The sequence below is a fragment of the Kitasatospora sp. NPDC088779 genome (assembly GCF_040685395.1).
Lineage (GTDB): Bacteria > Actinomycetota > Actinomycetes > Streptomycetales > Streptomycetaceae > Kitasatospora.
This window is the reverse complement of sequence record NZ_JBFBHW010000006.1, coordinates 1-17409: the sequence shown is the minus strand read 5'-3', so window position 1 is coordinate 17409 and position 17409 is coordinate 1. Positions and strand designations below refer to the sequence as shown.

The window sequence follows — 17409 nt, the reverse complement described above, 5'->3', positions numbered from 1 at the left end:
GAGCTTCGTTCCCGGCCCACCAATCTGGGCCCATCTCCGAAGGAGTCCATCAGTGACGGAAGGCACCACCTCCGCCGTCGAGGCCGAGGCCGCCGCCAGCACCGACGAGAACGTCATCGCCCGACTGGAGCAGGAGGGCGACATCGCGGCGGACTACCTGGAGGGTCTGCTCGACATCGCCGACCTCGACGGTGACATCGACATGGACGTCGAGGGCGACCGCGCCCTGGTCTCCATCGTCGGTGAGGGCAACGACCGCGCGCTGCAGCGCCTGGTCGGCCAGGACGGCGAGGTGCTGGAGGCGCTGCAGGAGCTGACCCGGTTGGCTGTCCACCGGGAGACCGGGGAGCGCAGCCGCCTCATGCTGGACATTGCCGGCTTCCGGGCCCGCAAGCGTTCCGAGCTGGCCGCGCTCGGTGCCGAGGCCGCCGAGCAGGCGAAGAGCAGCGGCGAGCAGGTCAAGCTGCGGCCGATGACGCCCTTCGAGCGCAAGGTCGTCCACGACGCGGTCGCGGCCGCCGGTCTGCGCAGCGAGTCGGAGGGCGAGGAGCCCGAGCGGTGCGTGGTCGTGCTGCCGGTCTGAGGCCGGCGGTACGACGACCGGCCGCCGAGGCGGCCGGTGGGCTTCACCGGACGCGACCCCGTCCGCCTCGTGCGGGCGGGGTCGTCGTCCCTTCGCGGGGCGTGGGCCCGGCGCGAGATGTTTCACGTGAAACTGTGCGGAGAGCGGGTCGGTGGATCCGGGGATCGGAGAGGTCGAGATGGACACGGAGAACGCGGCCGCTGGCCGGCCGGGGGCGGACGACGTGAATCCGGCCGCTGCGGGGCCGGCCGCCGAGGCGGTCGAGGCGACCGAGGTGCCCGAGCTGGCCGAGGCTCCGGCCGTCGCCCGGGAGGTCTTCGGTGATCGTTTCGACGCCGCGGTCCGCTACACCGAGCTGCTGGCCACCGCGGGCGTGCGGCGCGGGCTGATCGGGCCGCGCGAGGTGCCCCGGCTCTGGGACCGGCACGTCCTCAACTGCGCGGTGCTCGCGGAGCTGCTGCCGGCCGGCTCCACCCTGTGCGACGTCGGCTCCGGTGCCGGCCTGCCGGGCATCCCAGTGGCGCTAGCCCGTCCGGACGTCTCGGTGACGCTGCTGGAGCCGCTGCTGCGGCGGACCACCTTCCTGGAGGAGGTCGTCCGGGAGCTGGGGCTGGAGAACGTCACGGTGCTGCGCGGCCGCGCCGAGGAGATGGTCGGCAAGCTCGCGGTGGACGTGGTGACCGCTCGGGCGGTGGCGCCGCTGGACCGGCTGGCCGGCTGGGGGATGCCGCTGCTCCGTCCGCACGGGCAGATGCTGGCGCTCAAGGGCGACAGCGCCGAGCAGGAGCTGGCCGACTCGCGGGCCGGGCTGACCAAGCTGGGTGCGGTCGAGTGGAGCGTGATCTCGGTCGGCGAGGGCACCCTGGAGACCTCGACCCGGGTGGTCCAGGTCAAGGCGGGGGAGAGCCCCGGCGGGGTGAAGGCCGCGACCCGGCGGGCGAAGGCGGCCCGGGCCGGACGGAACGCGGGCGCCCGGACCGGCGAGCGCAGCCGGGGCGGGCGGCGCCGCAGCCGCTGAGGCGGGTGACGCCGGACACGCTCGACGACGGGCGGGTGGTTCCTCCTGAGGGGGGAGCCGCCCGCCCGTCGGCGTTCCGGTGGCCGTCGGGGTGACGGCCGGTCGACGGGAGGACACCGGTGTGTCGCAACGTCAGATTTCCGACATAGCGGGCATGGTGTTTCACGTGAAACGTCGCTCCTTGCTCTCGGGAATCCTCGGCCGCAGCCGGGCGGCGACTGTTGCCGCTCCGGTTTCACGTGAAACACTGACCCTCATGCAGGACTCGGAGACCATCGACCAGATCGATGACACGCCCATCGCGAGGGCTGCCCAGGCTGCGGTTCAGGCGATCGGCCGAGCGGGTGAGGGTCTTCCCCGCCCCGGCGCCACCCGGGTGATCGTGGTCGCCAACCAGAAGGGCGGGGTCGGCAAGACCACCACCACCGTCAACCTGGCCGCCTCGCTCGCCATGCACGGACTGCGCGTCCTGGTCGTCGACCTCGACCCGCAGGGCAACGCCTCCACCGCCCTCGGCATCGACCACCACGCCGAGGTGCCCTCCGTCTACGACGTCCTGGTCGAGGGCAAGCCGCTCGCCGACGTGGTGCAGCCGGTGGTGGACGTCGAGGGGCTGTTCTGCGTCCCCGCGACCATCGACCTGGCCGGCGCCGAGATCGAGCTGGTGTCGCTGGTGGCCCGGGAGAGCCGGCTCCAGCGCGCCATCGCCGCCTACGAGCAGCCGCTGGACTACGTCCTGATCGACTGTCCGCCCTCGCTGGGCCTGCTGACGGTCAACGCCCTGGTGGCCGGGCGGGAGGTGCTGATCCCGATCCAGTGCGAGTACTACGCGCTGGAGGGCCTGGGCCAGCTCCTGCGCAACGTCGAACTGGTGCGCGCGCACCTCAACCCCGCGCTGCACGTCTCGACCATCCTGCTCACCATGTACGACGCCCGGACCAGGCTGGCCGCCCAGGTCGCCGAGGAGGTCCGGACGCACTTCCCGCAGGAGGTGCTGAGCACCGCGATCCCGCGCTCGGTGCGCATCTCGGAGGCGCCCAGCTACGGTCAGACGGTCCTCACCTACGACCCGGGCTCGACCGGGGCGCTCTCCTACCTGGAGGCCGCCCGCGAGCTCGGGCTGCGCGCGGCGGGGACGGGCGGCGGCCCGCTCCTGGGGCAGCAGCGGCACGGCAGCGGTACGGGGCACGGAGCCCCGGTGGCACAGCACGGTACGACGGAGGGTCATCGGTGAGCGGTCGCAGGGGTTTGGGACGAGGGCTGGAGGCGCTGATCCGCCCCGCCGTGCCGGTGGACGGCGGGGCCGCGCCCGCACCGGCCCCGGTGGGGGCGACCGGCGCGACGTCCCCGACCTCGGTACCGACGCTGCCGACCGGCCGCGGCACGGTGGCGGCCCGGGCGGCCGCGGAGAAGCGGGCCGAGCAGGCGCAGCCGGCGCCGGCGGCCGGTGCCTTCTTCGCGGAGCTGCCGCTGGACGCGATCACGTCCAACCCGCGTCAGCCGCGTGAGGTCTTCGACGACGACAAGCTGGCCGAGCTGGTCGTCTCGATCAAGGAGGTCGGTCTGCTCCAGCCGATCGTGGTGCGCCAGGTCGCGCCCGATCGCTTCGAGCTGATCATGGGCGAGCGCCGCTGGCGCGCCTCCAAGGAGGCCGGGCTGAAGCAGATTCCGGCGATCGTCCGCGCCACCGAGGACGACAAGCTGCTGCTGGACGCCCTGCTGGAGAACCTGCACCGGGCCGAGCTGAACCCGTTGGAGGAGGCGGCCGCCTACGACCAGTTGCTGCGGGACTTCTCCTGCACCCACGACGAGCTGGCCGACCGGATCGGCCGCTCGCGTTCGCACGTCTCCAACACGCTGCGGCTGCTGAAGCTCTCGCCCACCGTGCAGAGCCGGGTCGCCGCCGGAGTGCTGACCGCCGGCCACGCCCGGGCGCTGCTCGGGGTGCCGGACGACGAGCGGCGGGAGCTGTTGGCCAAGCGGATCGTCGCGGAGGGCCTCTCGGTGCGGACCACCGAGGAGATCGTCGCGCTGATGGCCGAGGAGGAGGACCGGAAGCCGAAGCGCCAGGCGCCGAAGGCGGGCAAGCTGATCTCCCCGGCCTTCAACGATCTGGCGAGCCGGCTGTCGGACCGCTTCGACACCCGGGTCAAGGTCGAGGTGTCGCAGCGCGGCGGCAAGCTGGGCAAGGGCAAGGTGGTGCTGGAGTTCGGTTCGGTGGAGGACCTGAACCGGATCCTGGACAGCCTGGCCCCGGGCGAGGACGGTCTGCGGCTGTCGCAGGGCTGAGCCGGGCCGGGGACGACACCCGATGGGTGCATGTTCCGCGTGAGCACTGTTTCACGTGAAACATGCACCCATCGGCGTCTGTGGGGGCATGCTCGACCGTGAAGTGGAGGAGGAGGTGCGGGGCATGGGACGCCGGATCGCTCCGCTGACCCTGGACAACCTCGCCGATCTGCCGACGACCTGCCGCTCCTGCGTGTTCTGGGAGCTGGACCCGGTCAGCGGGAAGGCGGCGGTGGAGTCCGGGAAGCCGGAGCTGGAGAAGGAGGGGTGGATCTCCGCGGTGCTGCTGGAGTGGGGGTCCTGCGGTCGGATCGTCTACGTGGACGACCAGCCGGCCGGCTTCGTGCTGTACGCGCCGCCCGCCTACGTCCCCCGGTCGCAGTCCTTCCCGACCAGTCCGGTCTCGCCGGACGCCGTCCAGCTGATGGTCAGCCGGGTGGTTCCGGGCTACCAGCGGCAGGGGCTCGGCCGGGTGCTGGTGCAGACCGTGGCCAAGGACCTGCTCGGGCGCGGGGTGCGGGCGATCGAGGCCTTCGGCTCGGCCGGTCCCGAGCCGGTCAGCTGCGTGCTGCCGGCCGACCACCTGCTCGCGGTCGGCTTCAAGACCGTCCGCTCGCATCACCGTTACCCGCGACTGCGGCTGGAGGCGCGCACCACGCTGTCCTGGCGGGGCGATGTGGAGGTGGCGCTGGAGCGGCTGCTCGGCGGGGCGCGCAAGGAGCCGGCGCTGCGGCCGTTCTGAGGCGGGTGGAAACGACGGCGGCGGGGCTCCCCGGTGTGGGGAGCCCCGCCGCCGTCGTACGGTCGACGACCGGTCGACCTAGATGAAGCCGTCCAGCTCGCGCAGCAGCGCGGCCTTCGGACGGGCACCGGTGATGGACTTCACCGGCTCGCCGCCCTTGTAGAGGATCAGGGTCGGGATCGAGATGACGCCGTACTGGGCGGCGGTCGCCTGGTTGGCGTCCACGTCCAGCTTGGCGATGGTCAGCTTGTCGCCGTGCTCGGACGCGATCTCGTCCAGGATCGGGGCGACCTGGCGGCACGGGCCGCACCAGGTGGCCCAGAAGTCGACGAGCACGGGCTTGTCGCTGTCCAGGACGTCGGCCTTGAACGTCGCGTCGGTGACGGTGGTGGTGGCGCCGGCCACGGGAACTCCTCGGGTTCGGACGGAGGGGGCTGCTGCCAGGTGAACAACGGGCGGGCCCGTTCTGTTTCGCCCTGGCCGGGGCGGGGGTGTTTCACGTGAAACGGGTGTCACACCCCCGCGGGGGTCGGTCGGTGGCGAGGGGGTCAGACCGCCACGGCGGCGGTGGCCTTGGCCTCCAGGTCGTCCAGGGCGGCGAGGTGGCGCTCGGCGTCCAGTGCGGCGGAGCAGCCGGTGCCGGAGGCCGTGATGGCCTGGCGGTAGGTGTGGTCCACGACGTCGCCGGCGCCGAACACGCCCGGGATGTTGGTCCGGGTCGAGGGCGCCTCGACCTTGAGGTAGCCCTCCGCGTCGAGGTCCAGCTGGCCCTTGAACAGGTCGGTGCGCGGGTCGTGGCCGATCGCGATGAACAGGCCGGTGACGGCCAGCTCGCGGGTCTCGCCGGTGGTGGTGTCGCGCAGGGTGACGCCGCTCAGCTTCGGGTCGCCGTGGATGGCCTCGACCGCACTGTCCCACTCGAAGCGGATCTTCTCGTCGGCGAAGGCGCGCTCCTGCATCGCCTTGGAGGCGCGCAGGCTGTCCCGGCGGTGGATGATCGTGACGCTCTTGGCGAAGCGGGAGAGGAAGGTCGCCTCCTCCAGGGCGGTGTCGCCGCCGCCGACCACCGCGATGTCCTGGTCGCGGAAGAAGAAGCCGTCGCAGGTGGCGCACCAGGAGACACCGCGACCGGAGAGCTTGTCCTCGTTCGGCAGGCCGAGCTTGCGGTGCTGGGAGCCGGTGGTGACGATCACGGCGCGCGCCCGGTGCACGTTGCCCTCGGAGTCGGTGACGGTCTTGATGTCACCGGTGAGGTCGACCGAGACGATGTCGTCCGGGATCAGCTCGGCACCGAAGCGCTCGGCCTGCGCCCGCATGTTGTCCATCAGCTCGGGGCCCATGATGCCGTCCCGGAAGCCCGGGAAGTTCTCGACCTCGGTGGTGTTCATCAGGGCGCCGCCGGCGGTGACGGCCCCCTCGAACACCAGCGGCTTGAGGGAGGCCCGCGCCGTGTAGAGCGCGGCCGTGTAGCCGGCCGGGCCGGAACCGATGATGATCACGTTACGGACGTCGCTCACTGCATCTCCTGGTTCGCATCGCGACCCGCGCTAGGTGCGGGGAGGGCGGTTCTGCTCCGCCGCCCGGGACAACGACTGACCAGTGTCTCGCATTCCCAGGCGGATCAGTACCAGGCGGTCGCACTGTGGGAGCGGCGCGGCGCCCCGCTCGTCGATCGCATGGGAACGGAGCCCCGATCCCCGGGACCTCCGATCCCCGGGACGTCAACGGGTGGGGACGGTGCGCTGCAGCACGACCGGGCCGCAGCCGGGGGAGCGCAGGTAGACGTCCGCGAACCCGGGCCGGCCGGGCGCCGGGTAGACCAGGACCTCGACCGGGGCGCCCGCGTAGCTGCCGTGGTCGGTGGCCAGCGGCACGCCCTCGGCGGGGGCCGGGCAGGACGGCGGGGACGACGGCGGGGAGGCCTGGGCGGTGAGCTCCTGGCGGCCGTCGGCGGGCATCGCGGCGGAGGGCTTGGCGGGCCCGGTCGGGCGCAGCCCGGGGGCGGTGCCCGACCGGGCCAGCAGCTGCTGGATCTGGGTGGCGAGCTGATCGTCCTGGTAGGTCGGGCCGGCTCCCGCGGCGTGGTCGGCGCGGGAGCTCTGCGCCGTGCCGGGGCTCGCGCCGGTGCCGAGGGAGGCGGAGGCCGGGGCGCCGGCGGACAGGGCCGGGTGCTGGTCGTCCTGGCCGGCCGGGTGCAGCAGCAGGGCTGCGCCGAGGGCGATCGCGGCCAGGGCGGCGGTCGCGCCGAGCAGCAGGCCGGCACGCCGCCGCCGGGGGCGGGGGCGGGGGCGGCCCGGGCCGGTGGGCGCGGCGGGCCGGGAAGGGGGTGCGGCGGGCGCCGCGGCGGCCCGGGCGGCCGGGGCAGGGGCGGCGGCCCGGGAGGCTGCGAGGGGGGCGTTCTCGGCCTCCTCCGCCGCTGCGGAGGCGGCGGCCGAGGCGAGGGCGGCGTCCAGCCGGGCGGCGACGTCGGCGGGCATCGGCGGGGCTTCGACGGCGCCGAGCAGTGCCTGGACCTCACCGAGTGCGTCGGCGGTCTCGCGGCACTCGGCGCAGCCGTCCAGGTGCCGACGCAGCGTCCGGGCGGCGTCGGCGGACTCGACCAGCCCCTCGGCGAGGTCGGCGAGCTCGTCGACGGAGGGGTGGTCCTCGGCGGGGCCGGCGGGGCCGGGGGAGGAGAGGTGGGCCGTCATCGCGTGCTCGCGTCTCCTTCCAGAACCGTCCGACCGGTGTTCGGGCCTGTCCCTGTGACGGTGCCGGTGCCCGTCGGGTTCCCCGGCGCGTTCCGCCGAGGTGGCGGGGCCGCGCCGGGGGCGTTCGGTGTTTCACGTGAAACATCCGGCCCGCCGCCGCTCTCGCGCAGGTGGCGGACCAGCGGGAGCAGCCGGGCCCGGCCCCGGGCGCAGCGGCTCTTCACCGTGCCCACCGGGACGCCCAGCAGCTCGGCGGCCTCGGCGACGGGGTAGCCCTGCATGTCGACCAGGACCAGCGCGGCCCGCTGCTCGGCGGGCAGCTCGGCGAGCGCGGCGGCCAGCTCGCGCTGCACCTCGGCCCGGACCACCGGGGAGTCGGCCGGTTCCGCGGCGCCGACCAGGGTGTCCAGGCGCCGCGGGTCCTCGTCGAGCGGGGTGGTGCGGCGGGTGGCGCTGCGCCGGGCGCGGTCCAGACAGGCGTTGACCACGATCCGGTGCAGCCAGGTGGTGACCGCCGAGCGGCCCTGGAAGCCGGGGGCGGCGCGGAAGGCGGAGACCAGGGCGTCCTGGAGGGCGTCGGCGGCCTCCTCGCGGTCGCCCAGGGTGCGCAGGGCGACCGCCCAGAGCCGGTCGCGGTGGCGGTTCACCAGGAGGCCGAAGGCGTCCGGGTCGCCGGCGACGTGCCGGGCGAGCAGCGCCGCGTCGTCCTCCGCCACCGTCACCCCTCGCCCCCCTCGCCGTCGTTCCGCAGGCCGGACCTCCGGTCAGCCGGAGACCTTGACCTCGGCGACCTGCCCGCGGAACTTGCCATCCGTATCCTTCGGCAGGCTGGTCAGCCAGATCAAGAGGAAGCGGGTGTTCGTCGGGGCATTGAGAGCGAAGTCGACGCTGCTGCCGCTCTTCTTCCCCACGGTCGTGAAGGAGGTCAGCGGCGCCTTCTGCGGGTTGTCCGCCGCCTGGCCGTTCGGGATCCGCAGCTCGGCCGTGGTGGTGCCGACGAACTGGACGTTCACCGAGCTGACGGCGTGCGGCGAGCCGAGGTCGATCAGCAGACCGGTGCCCTCCTTGTAGCCGCCCGGGACGAACTGGTCGTCGTAGCCGAAGGTCGGCCAGCTCGTGCTGGGGTCGCCGTCGATGGCCTTGGGGAGGGCCCAGGCGGATTCCGCCGAGTCGCCCTTCGGGTTGTACGAGAGGGCGGCCTTGGGCGCGATCGGCGTCGGATTGTGGGTGCTGGCCTGCGGGGTCGGCGCGTCGCTGGTGGCCGAGGCCCGCGGGGGGGTGCCCGGTCCGGTGTTGCGCAGGTTGTCCACGAACTGCCAGGAGGCGACGCCGATGGCGCCCAGGGCGACCGTCCAGGCCGTCGCCTTGACGACTCGGCGCAGCCGCCGCCGGGTGCGCCGGTTCGAGGTCGGCCGGGACGAGGCGGGCAGCGGGGCGACGGCCGGGTCGGCCACCCGGGTCGGGTTGGGCGCGGTCGGCAGCGCGTGGGTGTTGTGCCGGGGCGGGGCCGGGAAGGCGGGCAGCTCCGGTTCGGGCTGGCGGATCCGGGGCATCTGCGCGATCGCCCGGGTCAGCTCCTCCGGGGTGGTGATCGGCTCGGCGTGGTGCGGCGGGTGGTCGAACAGGGCCCGCGCGGCCAGCTCGGACAGGCCCTTGTGGACGCCCGCGCGGACCTGGTCCGGCGCGGCGTTCTGGAGGCCCTTGGGCAGGCCCTGGAGGTCGTAGCGGTCCTCCGGGTAGGGCCAGCGGTGGGTGAGCGCGGCGAACAGCAGGGCGCCGATCGCGCGGGTGTCGGTGCGCTCGGAGCCGTCGGTGCCGTCCTCGTCGGGCAGCCCGCGCAGGGCGGCGTCCACCGCGATGCCGTTGATCCGGTACTGGCCGCTGTCGGTGCGCAGCACGCAGCGCGGGGTGAGCCGCAGGTGGGCCTGGCCGCGCCGGTGGGCGGCGGCGACCGCGTCGGTCACCTGGCGGACCATCTGGTACGCCTCGTGCGGCTCCATCGGGCCGTCGGCGAGCAGCTTGGCGAGGTCGGAGGCGTGCGGCAGCCACTCCCGCACGACGTAGACCAGCTCGCCCTCCTGGACGGCGTCCAGGACCTGGACGAAGCGCGGGTCGCCGAGCAGGGCGGCGGACTTCGCGGCGGCGAGCACCTTGCGGGCGCGCTGGTGGCCGGAGGCCATCAGGTGGACGCCGACGGCCCGGCGCAGCTTCTCGTCGACCGCGCGCCAGCTGCTGAAGGTCTCGGTCTGGGAGATGCACTCCTCCAGCCGGTACCGGTGGCCGATCATGTCGCCGCTGTGCCGCAGCGGGGCGGGGAGGGTGCGGGGCAGGGTGGCGGTGTCGCGCGGGTCGACGGTGGGCTGCGGGTCGGTGGGGCGGCGCTTGGCGGCCGCGGGCTCCGGGGCGGCGGGCTTGCGCCGGGCGGTGCCCGCGGCCAGCTCGGCGGCGATCTCGTGGGCCGAGAGCGGAGCGGTGATCTCCGAGGTCTCCTCGCCGTGGGGGGTGTCCTGGCCGGCGTCGGAGGCGTCGGTGCCCGCGTCGGCGGCCACCGGGGTGTCCGGGGCGGCGCCCCGGTCCTCGGGCGCGTCCTCGGACGGGTCCTTGGAGGAGGTGTCGGCGGCGCCCGCCGGGGCGGCCTTCCCCGCCGTGAGCTCGTCGATCGCCGCGGCCAGTGCGGCCTCGTCCGCCGCCGCGTCAGCTGCTGACGTGTCGACGACCGCCTTGGTGCCATCAGCCACCGTGGTCCTGCCTCCCCTTGTGTCGCCCCGGCTTGAGAGAGTCGCTGGAGCCCGCGGGTTGGCGGCCACGTGCTCCAGGACAATTGTGCCCACTCTTCTCCACCGAGTACGACCGCTGAGGGGCGCGCTCGGTTGCGTGCTGGTGGAGAGATGTGGTGCAGATCCGACACCGGGCCGCCATCTCGCGGCCCGGGCGGAGCCGGGCGCGGGCGGCGGCCCGGCACCCGGCCGGACGGGCGGAGGAGCCGGTGGCTCCCGTTGACACCCGGTCAGGGCGCCCGCTCGTCCGGTCGGTCGGTGTGGTGGATCAGCGGCCCAGCCGGCCGCGCACCATGCCGAGCATGGCGTTGAGCTCCTCGATCCGCAGGCGCTTCGCGATCAGCACGAACACGGCCAGCTGGAGGCCGCCGCCCGCGACGAGGGACAGCACGCTGCCCATCCAGCCGTCGAGCACCTGCTGGACCGCCAGGCTGACGCCGAGGCCGACCAGCGCGGACGGCACGCCGGCGGTGGCCAGCCGGCTGTACGTCTTGCCGATCCGCTTGCTGTCCAGCCCGCCGATCTTCTTCTTCAGCTTCGGCAGTGCGACCGCCACCCCGACGGCGTAGGCCAGACCATAGCCGAAGGACATCCCGATCACGGCCCACTGGGCGGGCAGCGTGAACCAGCAGAGCACCGAGAACCCGGCCTGGCAGACCGCGACCCAGACGGTGTTGGAGAACGGCGTCCGGGTGTCCTCGTAGGCGTAGAAGCCGCGCAGCATCACGTACTGGGCCGAGTACGGGATCAGCCCGAGCGCGAAGGCCGACAGCATCAGGCCGACGTTGGTGGCGTTGTCCAGGGCCCGGTCACCGCCGCCGATCCCGTAGATCGAGCGGGCGATCACCGGGCCGAGCGACAGGAACAGGAAGGCGCCCGGGACGACCGCCACCGCGGTGGTGCGCAGCCCGTACGACAGGTCGTCGCGGACGGCGCCGGCGTCCTCGTCGGCCGCCGCCCGGGAGAGCCGGGGGAGCACCGCGCTCATGATCGAGACGGTGATCACGGCCTGCGGGAGCTGCCAGATCAGCAGGGCGTTGGAGAACGCCGCGAGGCCGACGCCCTCGTGGCCGCCCTTCTCGGCGGCGCTGCCGGCGGCGGTGGCCAGCTGGGTGATGACCAGGTAGCCGGCCTGGTTGGCGAGCACGAAGAAGAAGGTCCACTTGGCCAGCCGGGCGGCCTTGCCCAGGCCGTGGCCGCGCCAGTCGAAGCGCGGCCGGTAGCGGAAGCCGGCCGACCGCAGGTACGGGATCATCGCCAGCGACTGGACGACCAGGCCGAGCAGGGTGCCGAGGCCGAGCAGCCGGACGCCCTCGGGCGAGATGCCCTCGGGGGTCACCTGAGTGCCGCTGTAGCCGCCGAACACCCAGATGTAGGCGCCGAAGGTGAAGATCACCACGATGTTGTTGAGGACCGGGGTCCACATCATGGCGCCGAACCGGCCGCGGGCGTTGAGGATCTGCCCCATCACCACGTGGACGCCCATGAAGAAGATGGTCGGCAGGCAGTACCGGGCCAGCGCGACCGTGGTCTCGGCGCGGTCCGCGTTCTCCATCATCGAGTGCGAGATCAGCTGCACCAGCAGCGGTGCCCCGAGCACCGCGAGGAACACCACGCCACCGAGCCCGACCATCACCAGGGTGAGCAGCCGGCTGGCGTACGCGGTGCCGCCGTCCTCGTCGTTCTTCATGCTGCGCACCAGCTGCGGCACGAAGACGGCGTTCAGCGCGCCGCCGCCGATCAGGATGTACAGCAGGGTCGGCAGGGTGTACGCGGCGTTGTACGAGTCGCCCATGACGGCGACGCCGATGGCCGCGGTGATCACCATGGTCCGGACGAAGCCGGTGCCGCGGGAGACCAGCGTGCCCGCCGCCATGATCGCGCTGGAGTTCAGCAGGCTCGCGACCTTGCCGCCGCCGGCCGCCGGGGCGGGCTCGGCCGCGGGCGCCAGCTGTGCGGCGCGCTCCTCGGCGACGAGGTCCGCCAGCGGCTCCACCGCTGGCGGCACCGCCACGGCGGCCACCTGCATGGTGGCCTCGTCCTCGGAGAGCGGCGGGTCGAACTCGATCGGGGGGACGAAGGGGCGGTGCCCGTCCGGGCCGGCGTACTGCTGCTGCCCCTGGTAGCCGCCCATCGGAGGGTACGGCGCGGGGGCGACCGGCGGCACGGCGGCGGCGGGGGGCGGGGGCGCGACCGGCGGTGCCGCCGGGTGCGCCGGGGCGGGCGGGGGCACCGGCGGCTGGGCCGCGGCCTGCGCCTGGTGGCCGCCGAACAGCGCGTCCACCCCGACGTACTCGGTGGTCTCGCTGTCCCAGGTCGAGTGCGCCGGGCCCGGCTCCCACTGCGGCCGGGGCTGCTCAGGGCCACCCCACTGGCCGCCGCCGGCCGGAGCCGGGGCCTCCTGCCAGGCGGCCTGCACCGGGGTGTCCCAGCCGGGCTGCACGGGCGGCACCGGGGTGTCCCAGCCGGGCTGCACGGGCGGCACCGGGGCCGCGAACGGCGTCGGCGCCGAGTACTGCGCCGGCGGCACCGGCGTCGGGTAGCCGCCGCCCTGCGGCGGCAGCTGCGGCGGCACGTCGTACGCGGTGGCCGGCGGCTGAGGCGCCGCGGGCCGGTCGGCCCGCAGACCGTACGGGTCCTGGCCGGCCTGCGGGTTCCCGTACGCGTCGGCCGCGTACGGGTCCTGGGCGTAGGTGTCGGCCACGTACCAGTCGCCGGACGGCGACTCGGCGCCCGGCCGGTTCTCACCGCGGCCCGGCGGCCGCTCCTCGCTGCGCCCGGTCATGTCACCTCTTCGCTGTCGTGGGGGAGGCCGGCCCGGCGTTGCGGGGGGTCGGCGGTATCAAGGACCAACCTTCTCATCACTGGCGGTCCGATCCCGGCCATCCGCGTTGCTGCCGCGCGGTGTCTGCGCGGGGCCGGCCTCGGCGGATCCGCCGTCGGAGCCGTCTTCGGGGCCGTTCCCGGCGGGTTCGCCGGCACCGCCCCCGGCCTCGCCGTCGGGCTTCTCCCCGCTCGCGTCCCCGCCCGCGTCCTGCGCCCCGTCCCGGGCCCCGTCCGCCGCCGGGGCCGGTGCGCCGCCCGCCGCCGGGCCGTCGACCGGCTGGTCGCCGTCGGCGTGCGGCTGCCCGGCCCGCCGCTTGCGCTGGCGCACGAAGCGCAGCGCGGCCAGCAGCAGCAGGGCGGCGGCGGCCGCGAAGACGTACAGCACGCCGTTGGTCACCGAGGTGACCTCCACCGTGAACTGCTGCGGTTCGCCGTACTTCTGCGGGTTGGGGCCGGTGGTCCAGAGCTGGGCGGTCATGGTGACCGGGCCGTTGTTGCGCGCCTCGGCCTGGAACCGGAGGGTGGCGCTCTGGGCGGCGGGGATGACCAGTTCCTCCTCCTTGCCCACCCGCAGCCGGTTCGGCTGGGTCGAGGTGAGCACCAGCTTGAGGTTGGTGACGGTCTGGGTGAGGTCGTTGCGGACGCTGACCGGCACCAGGCCGGTGTCGCCGGCGAGGGTGACCACGTTCTTCTTCGTCACCCGGACGGCCCCGGTCAGTTCGTCCAGGTACTTGGCGACGTCCTCGCGGTAGGTGCTGCCGACCGCCGTGTTGGTGCGCCACTCGGTGGACAGCGAGCGGACCATCGCGGCGCTGAACGGGCCGCGCACCCGCTGCGGCAGGGTGAGCACCCGCATCAGCGTGTCCAGGTTCTGCTGGATCTCGTCGGTGCTGCTCAGCTCGGCCGCGGACAGCTCCGAGGCGCGGGCCTGGGCCGGGTAGTCGGCGGCTGCCGGGACGGTGGTGTTGGCCTTCGGGTCGGGCGCGGCCTGGGCCAGGGCGTCCAGCTTGACCGGGGCGAGCCACTTGTTGTCGGAGGCCGTCTGCAGGGCGTCCGCCAGCACCTTGGCGGTGCTCGCGGTCAGGTCGCGCGGCGGCATCACCAGCAGGCCGCGCTGGTTCTGCGGCTGCTCGTGGGTGATCGTGTAGGTCTCGGCGAGGAAGCGCTGGTTCGCCCTGGACTGCGCCTGCGGGGAGGCGAGGTCGGTCTGGAACAGCGAGGAGACGGTCTCGTCGGCGACCACCGCGTTCTGCCCGTTGCCGATCGGGCGCACCGCGGTCGGGGTGTAGTTCATCGCGTCCGGCTCCGGCATGCTCGCGCCGTTGACCAGGACCAGGCCGTTGCCGGCCTGCTGGGCGACGCCGGCGATCTGCTGGTCCAGGTAGCCCTGGTACGGCCAGGCCACGTCCGAGCGGGTGTCGACGGACAGCCGGCCCTCGACGGTGAGCCGGCCGGCGGTGGCCGCCTTGCCCAGGGCGGTGCCCATCCCGGTCAGGTCGGCGCCGTTGTGCGCGATCGAGGCGAGGTCCGGGTCGGCGTAGGGCAGCGACACCACCTGGCCGCCCGGCTTGGCGACGGCGGTCCGCAGCTTGTCCAGCCAGGCCGCGGCGGCGGCCTGGCCGGTGCCGGGGACGGTGTTGTCGTCCTTGGCCGGCTTGCCGACGACGTCCTGGCCCGGCTTCTGCACCCGGTACTGCTTGGTCATCGCGAACGCGGTGTCCAGCAGGTCCGGGTCGACCACCCAGGTCAGCCCGGTCATCTTGGCCCCGGTGTCCACCAGCTCGTACAGCCGGCCGCCCGGGGAGAACTCGGCGGTCAGGCTGTCGTCGCGCAGGACGGGGACGGGCTGGTCGTTGTCGGAGTAGGTCTGCGCGGCCAGCACCGGCGCGTGCACCAGCGGCCAGAGCGTGGTGACCTTGCTGGGCTGCGCCTCGGCGCCGCCCGGGTTGTACGGCAGGAAGGTCCGGGCGATGCCCAGCGGCCGGTCGCGCTGGTTGTCGGCGGTCGAGCCCCAGGCGTCCACCGCGAGCTCGTAGACGCCGCTGTCGGACAGTCCGAGGTCGCTCACCGAGACGCTCAGGGTGTAGGGCTGGTTCTGGCCCGGGCCCAGCTCCGGCAGGGCGTACTGCGGGCTGTCCAGCTCCACGCCGTCGGAGTTGCTCGGGCCGCTGCGGGTGGTCACCAGGGACAGGTCGCTGCGCCGCTGCAGCGGTTTGCTGGACAGCGGCTTGCGGACGGCCGCGTGGGCGTTCTTGACCGCCGCCTTGCCGGTGTTGGTGACGTGCCCGGTGATCTTCACGATGCCGTTCGGGCTGGCCACCTGCGGTGCCACCGTCTCGATGGTCATCTCCACCGGGTACTCGGCCGAGACGCCGTTGTCGGCGGTCGGCCGGATGCCGCCCCCGGCGGGTAGCGCCGCGGCCGGGGCGACCGCCGAGAACAGGGCCAGGGCGGCCCCGCAGACGGCGGCGAGGCGGCGGGCGCGGCGGGCCGCCCGCCCCGCGCGCCGCCCCGTACCGTGCCCTTCGACGGGGCGTTCGGTCCTTCCGGGCCGTCGGTCCGCCCCCAGGCCCGAGTGCCGTGCCGGCTCACTCACTCGTTCCGCCCTCGCCGTTCTCGATCGCTCGCTGCTGATGCTGTTCGCTTGACGTTCTTCGCTTGACGCTGTTCGCCGCGCTGGTGCCGCGGGAGCTCCGCCGTCCACGGCGGCACGCGACACCGCATCCCCTGTCCGGTGCCCGAGACTCGTCCACCGGCATGGTAACGATGCAGCCCGTGGTGCAGTGTTGCGGGCCTTGGGGTGAGACGCCCAAAACGCGCGGGCGGTTGACCTGCCGGGCCACGTACTCTTGTGAGCCGTGTCCACTGCCAATGAGTCCACCGCGCACCTCGACCGTTCCAGCACCGCCGTCCAGGCCGTCCCAGGCCTGAGCGAGGCCCAGACCCTGGGGCTGCAAGAGCTGCTGCGGGTGTCGCCGGTGGCCGACGAGATCGCCCGTCGGTTCGAGGCGGCCGGCCACCGGCTGGCCCTGGTCGGCGGCTCGGTGCGGGACGCCCTGCTCGGCAGGCTCGGCAACGACCTGGACTTCACCACCGACGCCCGCCCGCAGCAGGTGCTCAGGCTGGTCAAGGGCTGGGCGGACGCGGTCTGGGACGTCGGCATCGCGTTCGGCACGGTCGGCGCCCGCAAGGACACCCCCGAGGGCTCCTTCCTGATCGAGATCACCACCTACCGCTCCGAGGCGTACGACCGGACTTCCCGCAAGCCCGAGGTCACCTACGGCGACACCATCGAGCAGGACCTGGTCCGCCGGGACTTCACCGTCAACGCGATGGCCGTCGACCTGCCCGGCCGCGGCTTCATCGACCCGCACCACGGCCTGGAGGACCTGGAGGCCCGGGTGCTGCGCACCCCCGCGACCCCCGAGGAGTCCTTCTCCGACGACCCGCTGCGGATGATGCGCGCCGCCCGCTTCGCCGCCCAGCTCGACTTCGAGCCGGCCCCCGAGGTCGTCGCCGCGATGACCGCGATGGCCGAGCGGATCACCATCGTGTCCGCCGAACGCGTCCAGGCCGAGCTGAACAAGCTGCTGCTGGCCAAGCACCCGGTGAAGGGCCTGCGGCTGCTGGTCGACACCGGCCTGGCCGACCACGTGCTGCCCGAGCTGCCCGCACTGCGGCTGGAGCGGGACGAGCACCACCGGCACAAGGACGTCTACGAGCACTCGCTGACCGTCCTGGAACAGGCCGTCGACCTGGAGCAGGACGGCCCGGACCTCACCCTGCGGCTGGCCGCGCTGCTGCACGACATCGGCAAGCCGCGCACCCGCCGCTTCGAGTCGGACGGCCGGGTCTCCTTCCACCACCACGAGGTGGTCGGCGCCAAGATGACCCGCAAGCGGATGCGCGAGCTCAAGTACTCCAAGGAGCTCACCGAGGACGTCTCGCACCTGGTCGAACTGCACCTGCGCTTCCACGGCTACGGCGGCGGCGAGTGGACGGACTCCGCGGTGCGCCGCTACGTCACCGACGCCGGACCGCTGCTGGAGCGCCTGCACAAGCTCACCCGCTCCGACTGCACCACCCGCAACCGCAAGAAGGCGGCGGCGCTGTCGCGCACCTACGACGGCCTGGAGCAGCGGATCACCGAGCTGAAGGCCCAGGAGGAGCTGGACGCCGTCCGCCCGGCGCTGGACGGCAACCAGATCATGGAGCTGCTCGGGCTCAAGCCCGGCCCGCAGGTCGGCAAGGCGTACAAGCACATGCTCGAACTCCGGCTGGAGCACGGCCCGCTGGAGCACGACGAGGCGGTGGCCGCGCTGCGGGCCTGGTGGGCCGAGCAGCAGGGCTGAGCGACGCTGCGAGGGGTGGGGGCGGCGGGGGGCGGGGCCCCCCCCCCGGCCGGGCCCGGGGGCGCGCGGGGGCAGGGGGGCGGCCGGAGGGCTGGTCGGGGCGCCCGGGTGGGGAGGGTGGGGGGCGAGGGG

At 74.0% G+C, this 17409-nt stretch carries 13 protein-coding genes; 6 read left to right on the top strand and 7 right to left on the bottom strand.

What is annotated here, in order from left to right; genetic code table 11:
* Window positions 1-52 precede the first annotated feature (52 nt).
* The 5 genes from AB0P03_RS06940 to AB0P03_RS06920 all read left to right on the top strand — a co-directional run bounded on the left by AB0P03_RS06940 (window position 53) and on the right by AB0P03_RS06920 (window position 4632).
* The gene (locus tag AB0P03_RS06940; protein ID WP_063348467.1) at window positions 53-583 is read left to right on the top strand and encodes a R3H domain-containing nucleic acid-binding protein; all 531 of its coding nucleotides are present in this window, start codon (window positions 53-55) and stop codon (window positions 581-583) included.
* 178 nt (window positions 584-761) lie between these two features.
* Window positions 762-1601 (top strand): 16S rRNA (guanine(527)-N(7))-methyltransferase RsmG, encoded by an 840-nt coding sequence (gene rsmG / locus AB0P03_RS06935; protein WP_363579873.1) that lies wholly within the window; start codon window positions 762-764, stop codon window positions 1599-1601.
* A gap of 283 nt (window positions 1602-1884) precedes the next feature.
* Window positions 1885-2835, top strand: a complete 951-nt coding sequence (locus tag AB0P03_RS06930) for a ParA family protein (protein WP_350876943.1) — start codon at window positions 1885-1887, stop codon at window positions 2833-2835.
* Complete coding sequence (locus tag AB0P03_RS06925) at window positions 2832-3890, top strand: ParB/RepB/Spo0J family partition protein (protein WP_363579872.1); 1059 nt, start codon at window positions 2832-2834, stop codon at window positions 3888-3890. The genes AB0P03_RS06930 and AB0P03_RS06925 overlap by 4 nt, the downstream gene beginning before the upstream one ends.
* A 124-nt stretch (window positions 3891-4014) precedes the next feature.
* On the top strand, window positions 4015-4632 hold the full coding sequence (locus tag AB0P03_RS06920; protein WP_350876727.1) for a GNAT family N-acetyltransferase: 618 nt from the start codon (window positions 4015-4017) through the stop codon (window positions 4630-4632).
* 78 nt (window positions 4633-4710) lie between these two features.
* Here AB0P03_RS06920 and trxA read toward each other — a convergent pair whose 3' ends face one another.
* The 7 genes from trxA to AB0P03_RS06885 all read right to left on the bottom strand — a co-directional run bounded on the left by trxA (window position 4711) and on the right by AB0P03_RS06885 (window position 15521).
* The gene (gene trxA / locus AB0P03_RS06915) at window positions 4711-5037 is read right to left on the bottom strand and encodes a thioredoxin (RefSeq protein ID WP_363579871.1); all 327 of its coding nucleotides are present in this window, start codon (window positions 5035-5037) and stop codon (window positions 4711-4713) included.
* A gap of 143 nt (window positions 5038-5180) precedes the next feature.
* Window positions 5181-6149 (bottom strand): thioredoxin-disulfide reductase, encoded by a 969-nt coding sequence (trxB, locus tag AB0P03_RS06910; RefSeq protein ID WP_363579870.1) that lies wholly within the window; start codon window positions 6147-6149, stop codon window positions 5181-5183.
* Between the two features lie 204 nt (window positions 6150-6353).
* Entirely contained in the window at window positions 6354-7322 is a 969-nt protein-coding gene (locus tag AB0P03_RS06905; protein WP_363628002.1) for a hypothetical protein, read from the bottom strand.
* Window positions 7319-8044: an RNA polymerase sigma factor SigM gene (gene sigM / locus AB0P03_RS06900; RefSeq protein WP_363628001.1), complete on the bottom strand. Its 726-nt coding sequence runs from the start codon at window positions 8042-8044 to the stop codon at window positions 7319-7321. Before sigM ends, AB0P03_RS06905 begins: the two co-directional genes overlap by 4 nt.
* A gap of 42 nt (window positions 8045-8086) precedes the next feature.
* Window positions 8087-10060 (bottom strand): serine/threonine protein kinase, encoded by a 1974-nt coding sequence (locus tag AB0P03_RS06895; protein WP_363628000.1) that lies wholly within the window; start codon window positions 10058-10060, stop codon window positions 8087-8089.
* 307 nt (window positions 10061-10367) lie between these two features.
* Window positions 10368-12884: a murein biosynthesis integral membrane protein MurJ gene (murJ, locus tag AB0P03_RS06890; protein WP_363579866.1), complete on the bottom strand. Its 2517-nt coding sequence runs from the start codon at window positions 12882-12884 to the stop codon at window positions 10368-10370.
* Between the two features lie 57 nt (window positions 12885-12941).
* Window positions 12942-15521 (bottom strand): DUF6049 family protein, encoded by a 2580-nt coding sequence (locus AB0P03_RS06885; protein WP_363579865.1) that lies wholly within the window; start codon window positions 15519-15521, stop codon window positions 12942-12944.
* A gap of 331 nt (window positions 15522-15852) precedes the next feature.
* Here AB0P03_RS06885 and AB0P03_RS06880 point away from each other — a divergent pair, with 331 nt between their 5' ends.
* Window positions 15853-17277, top strand: a complete 1425-nt coding sequence (locus AB0P03_RS06880; RefSeq protein ID WP_363579933.1) for a CCA tRNA nucleotidyltransferase — start codon at window positions 15853-15855, stop codon at window positions 17275-17277.
* The last annotated feature ends 132 nt before the right edge of the window (window positions 17278-17409 follow it).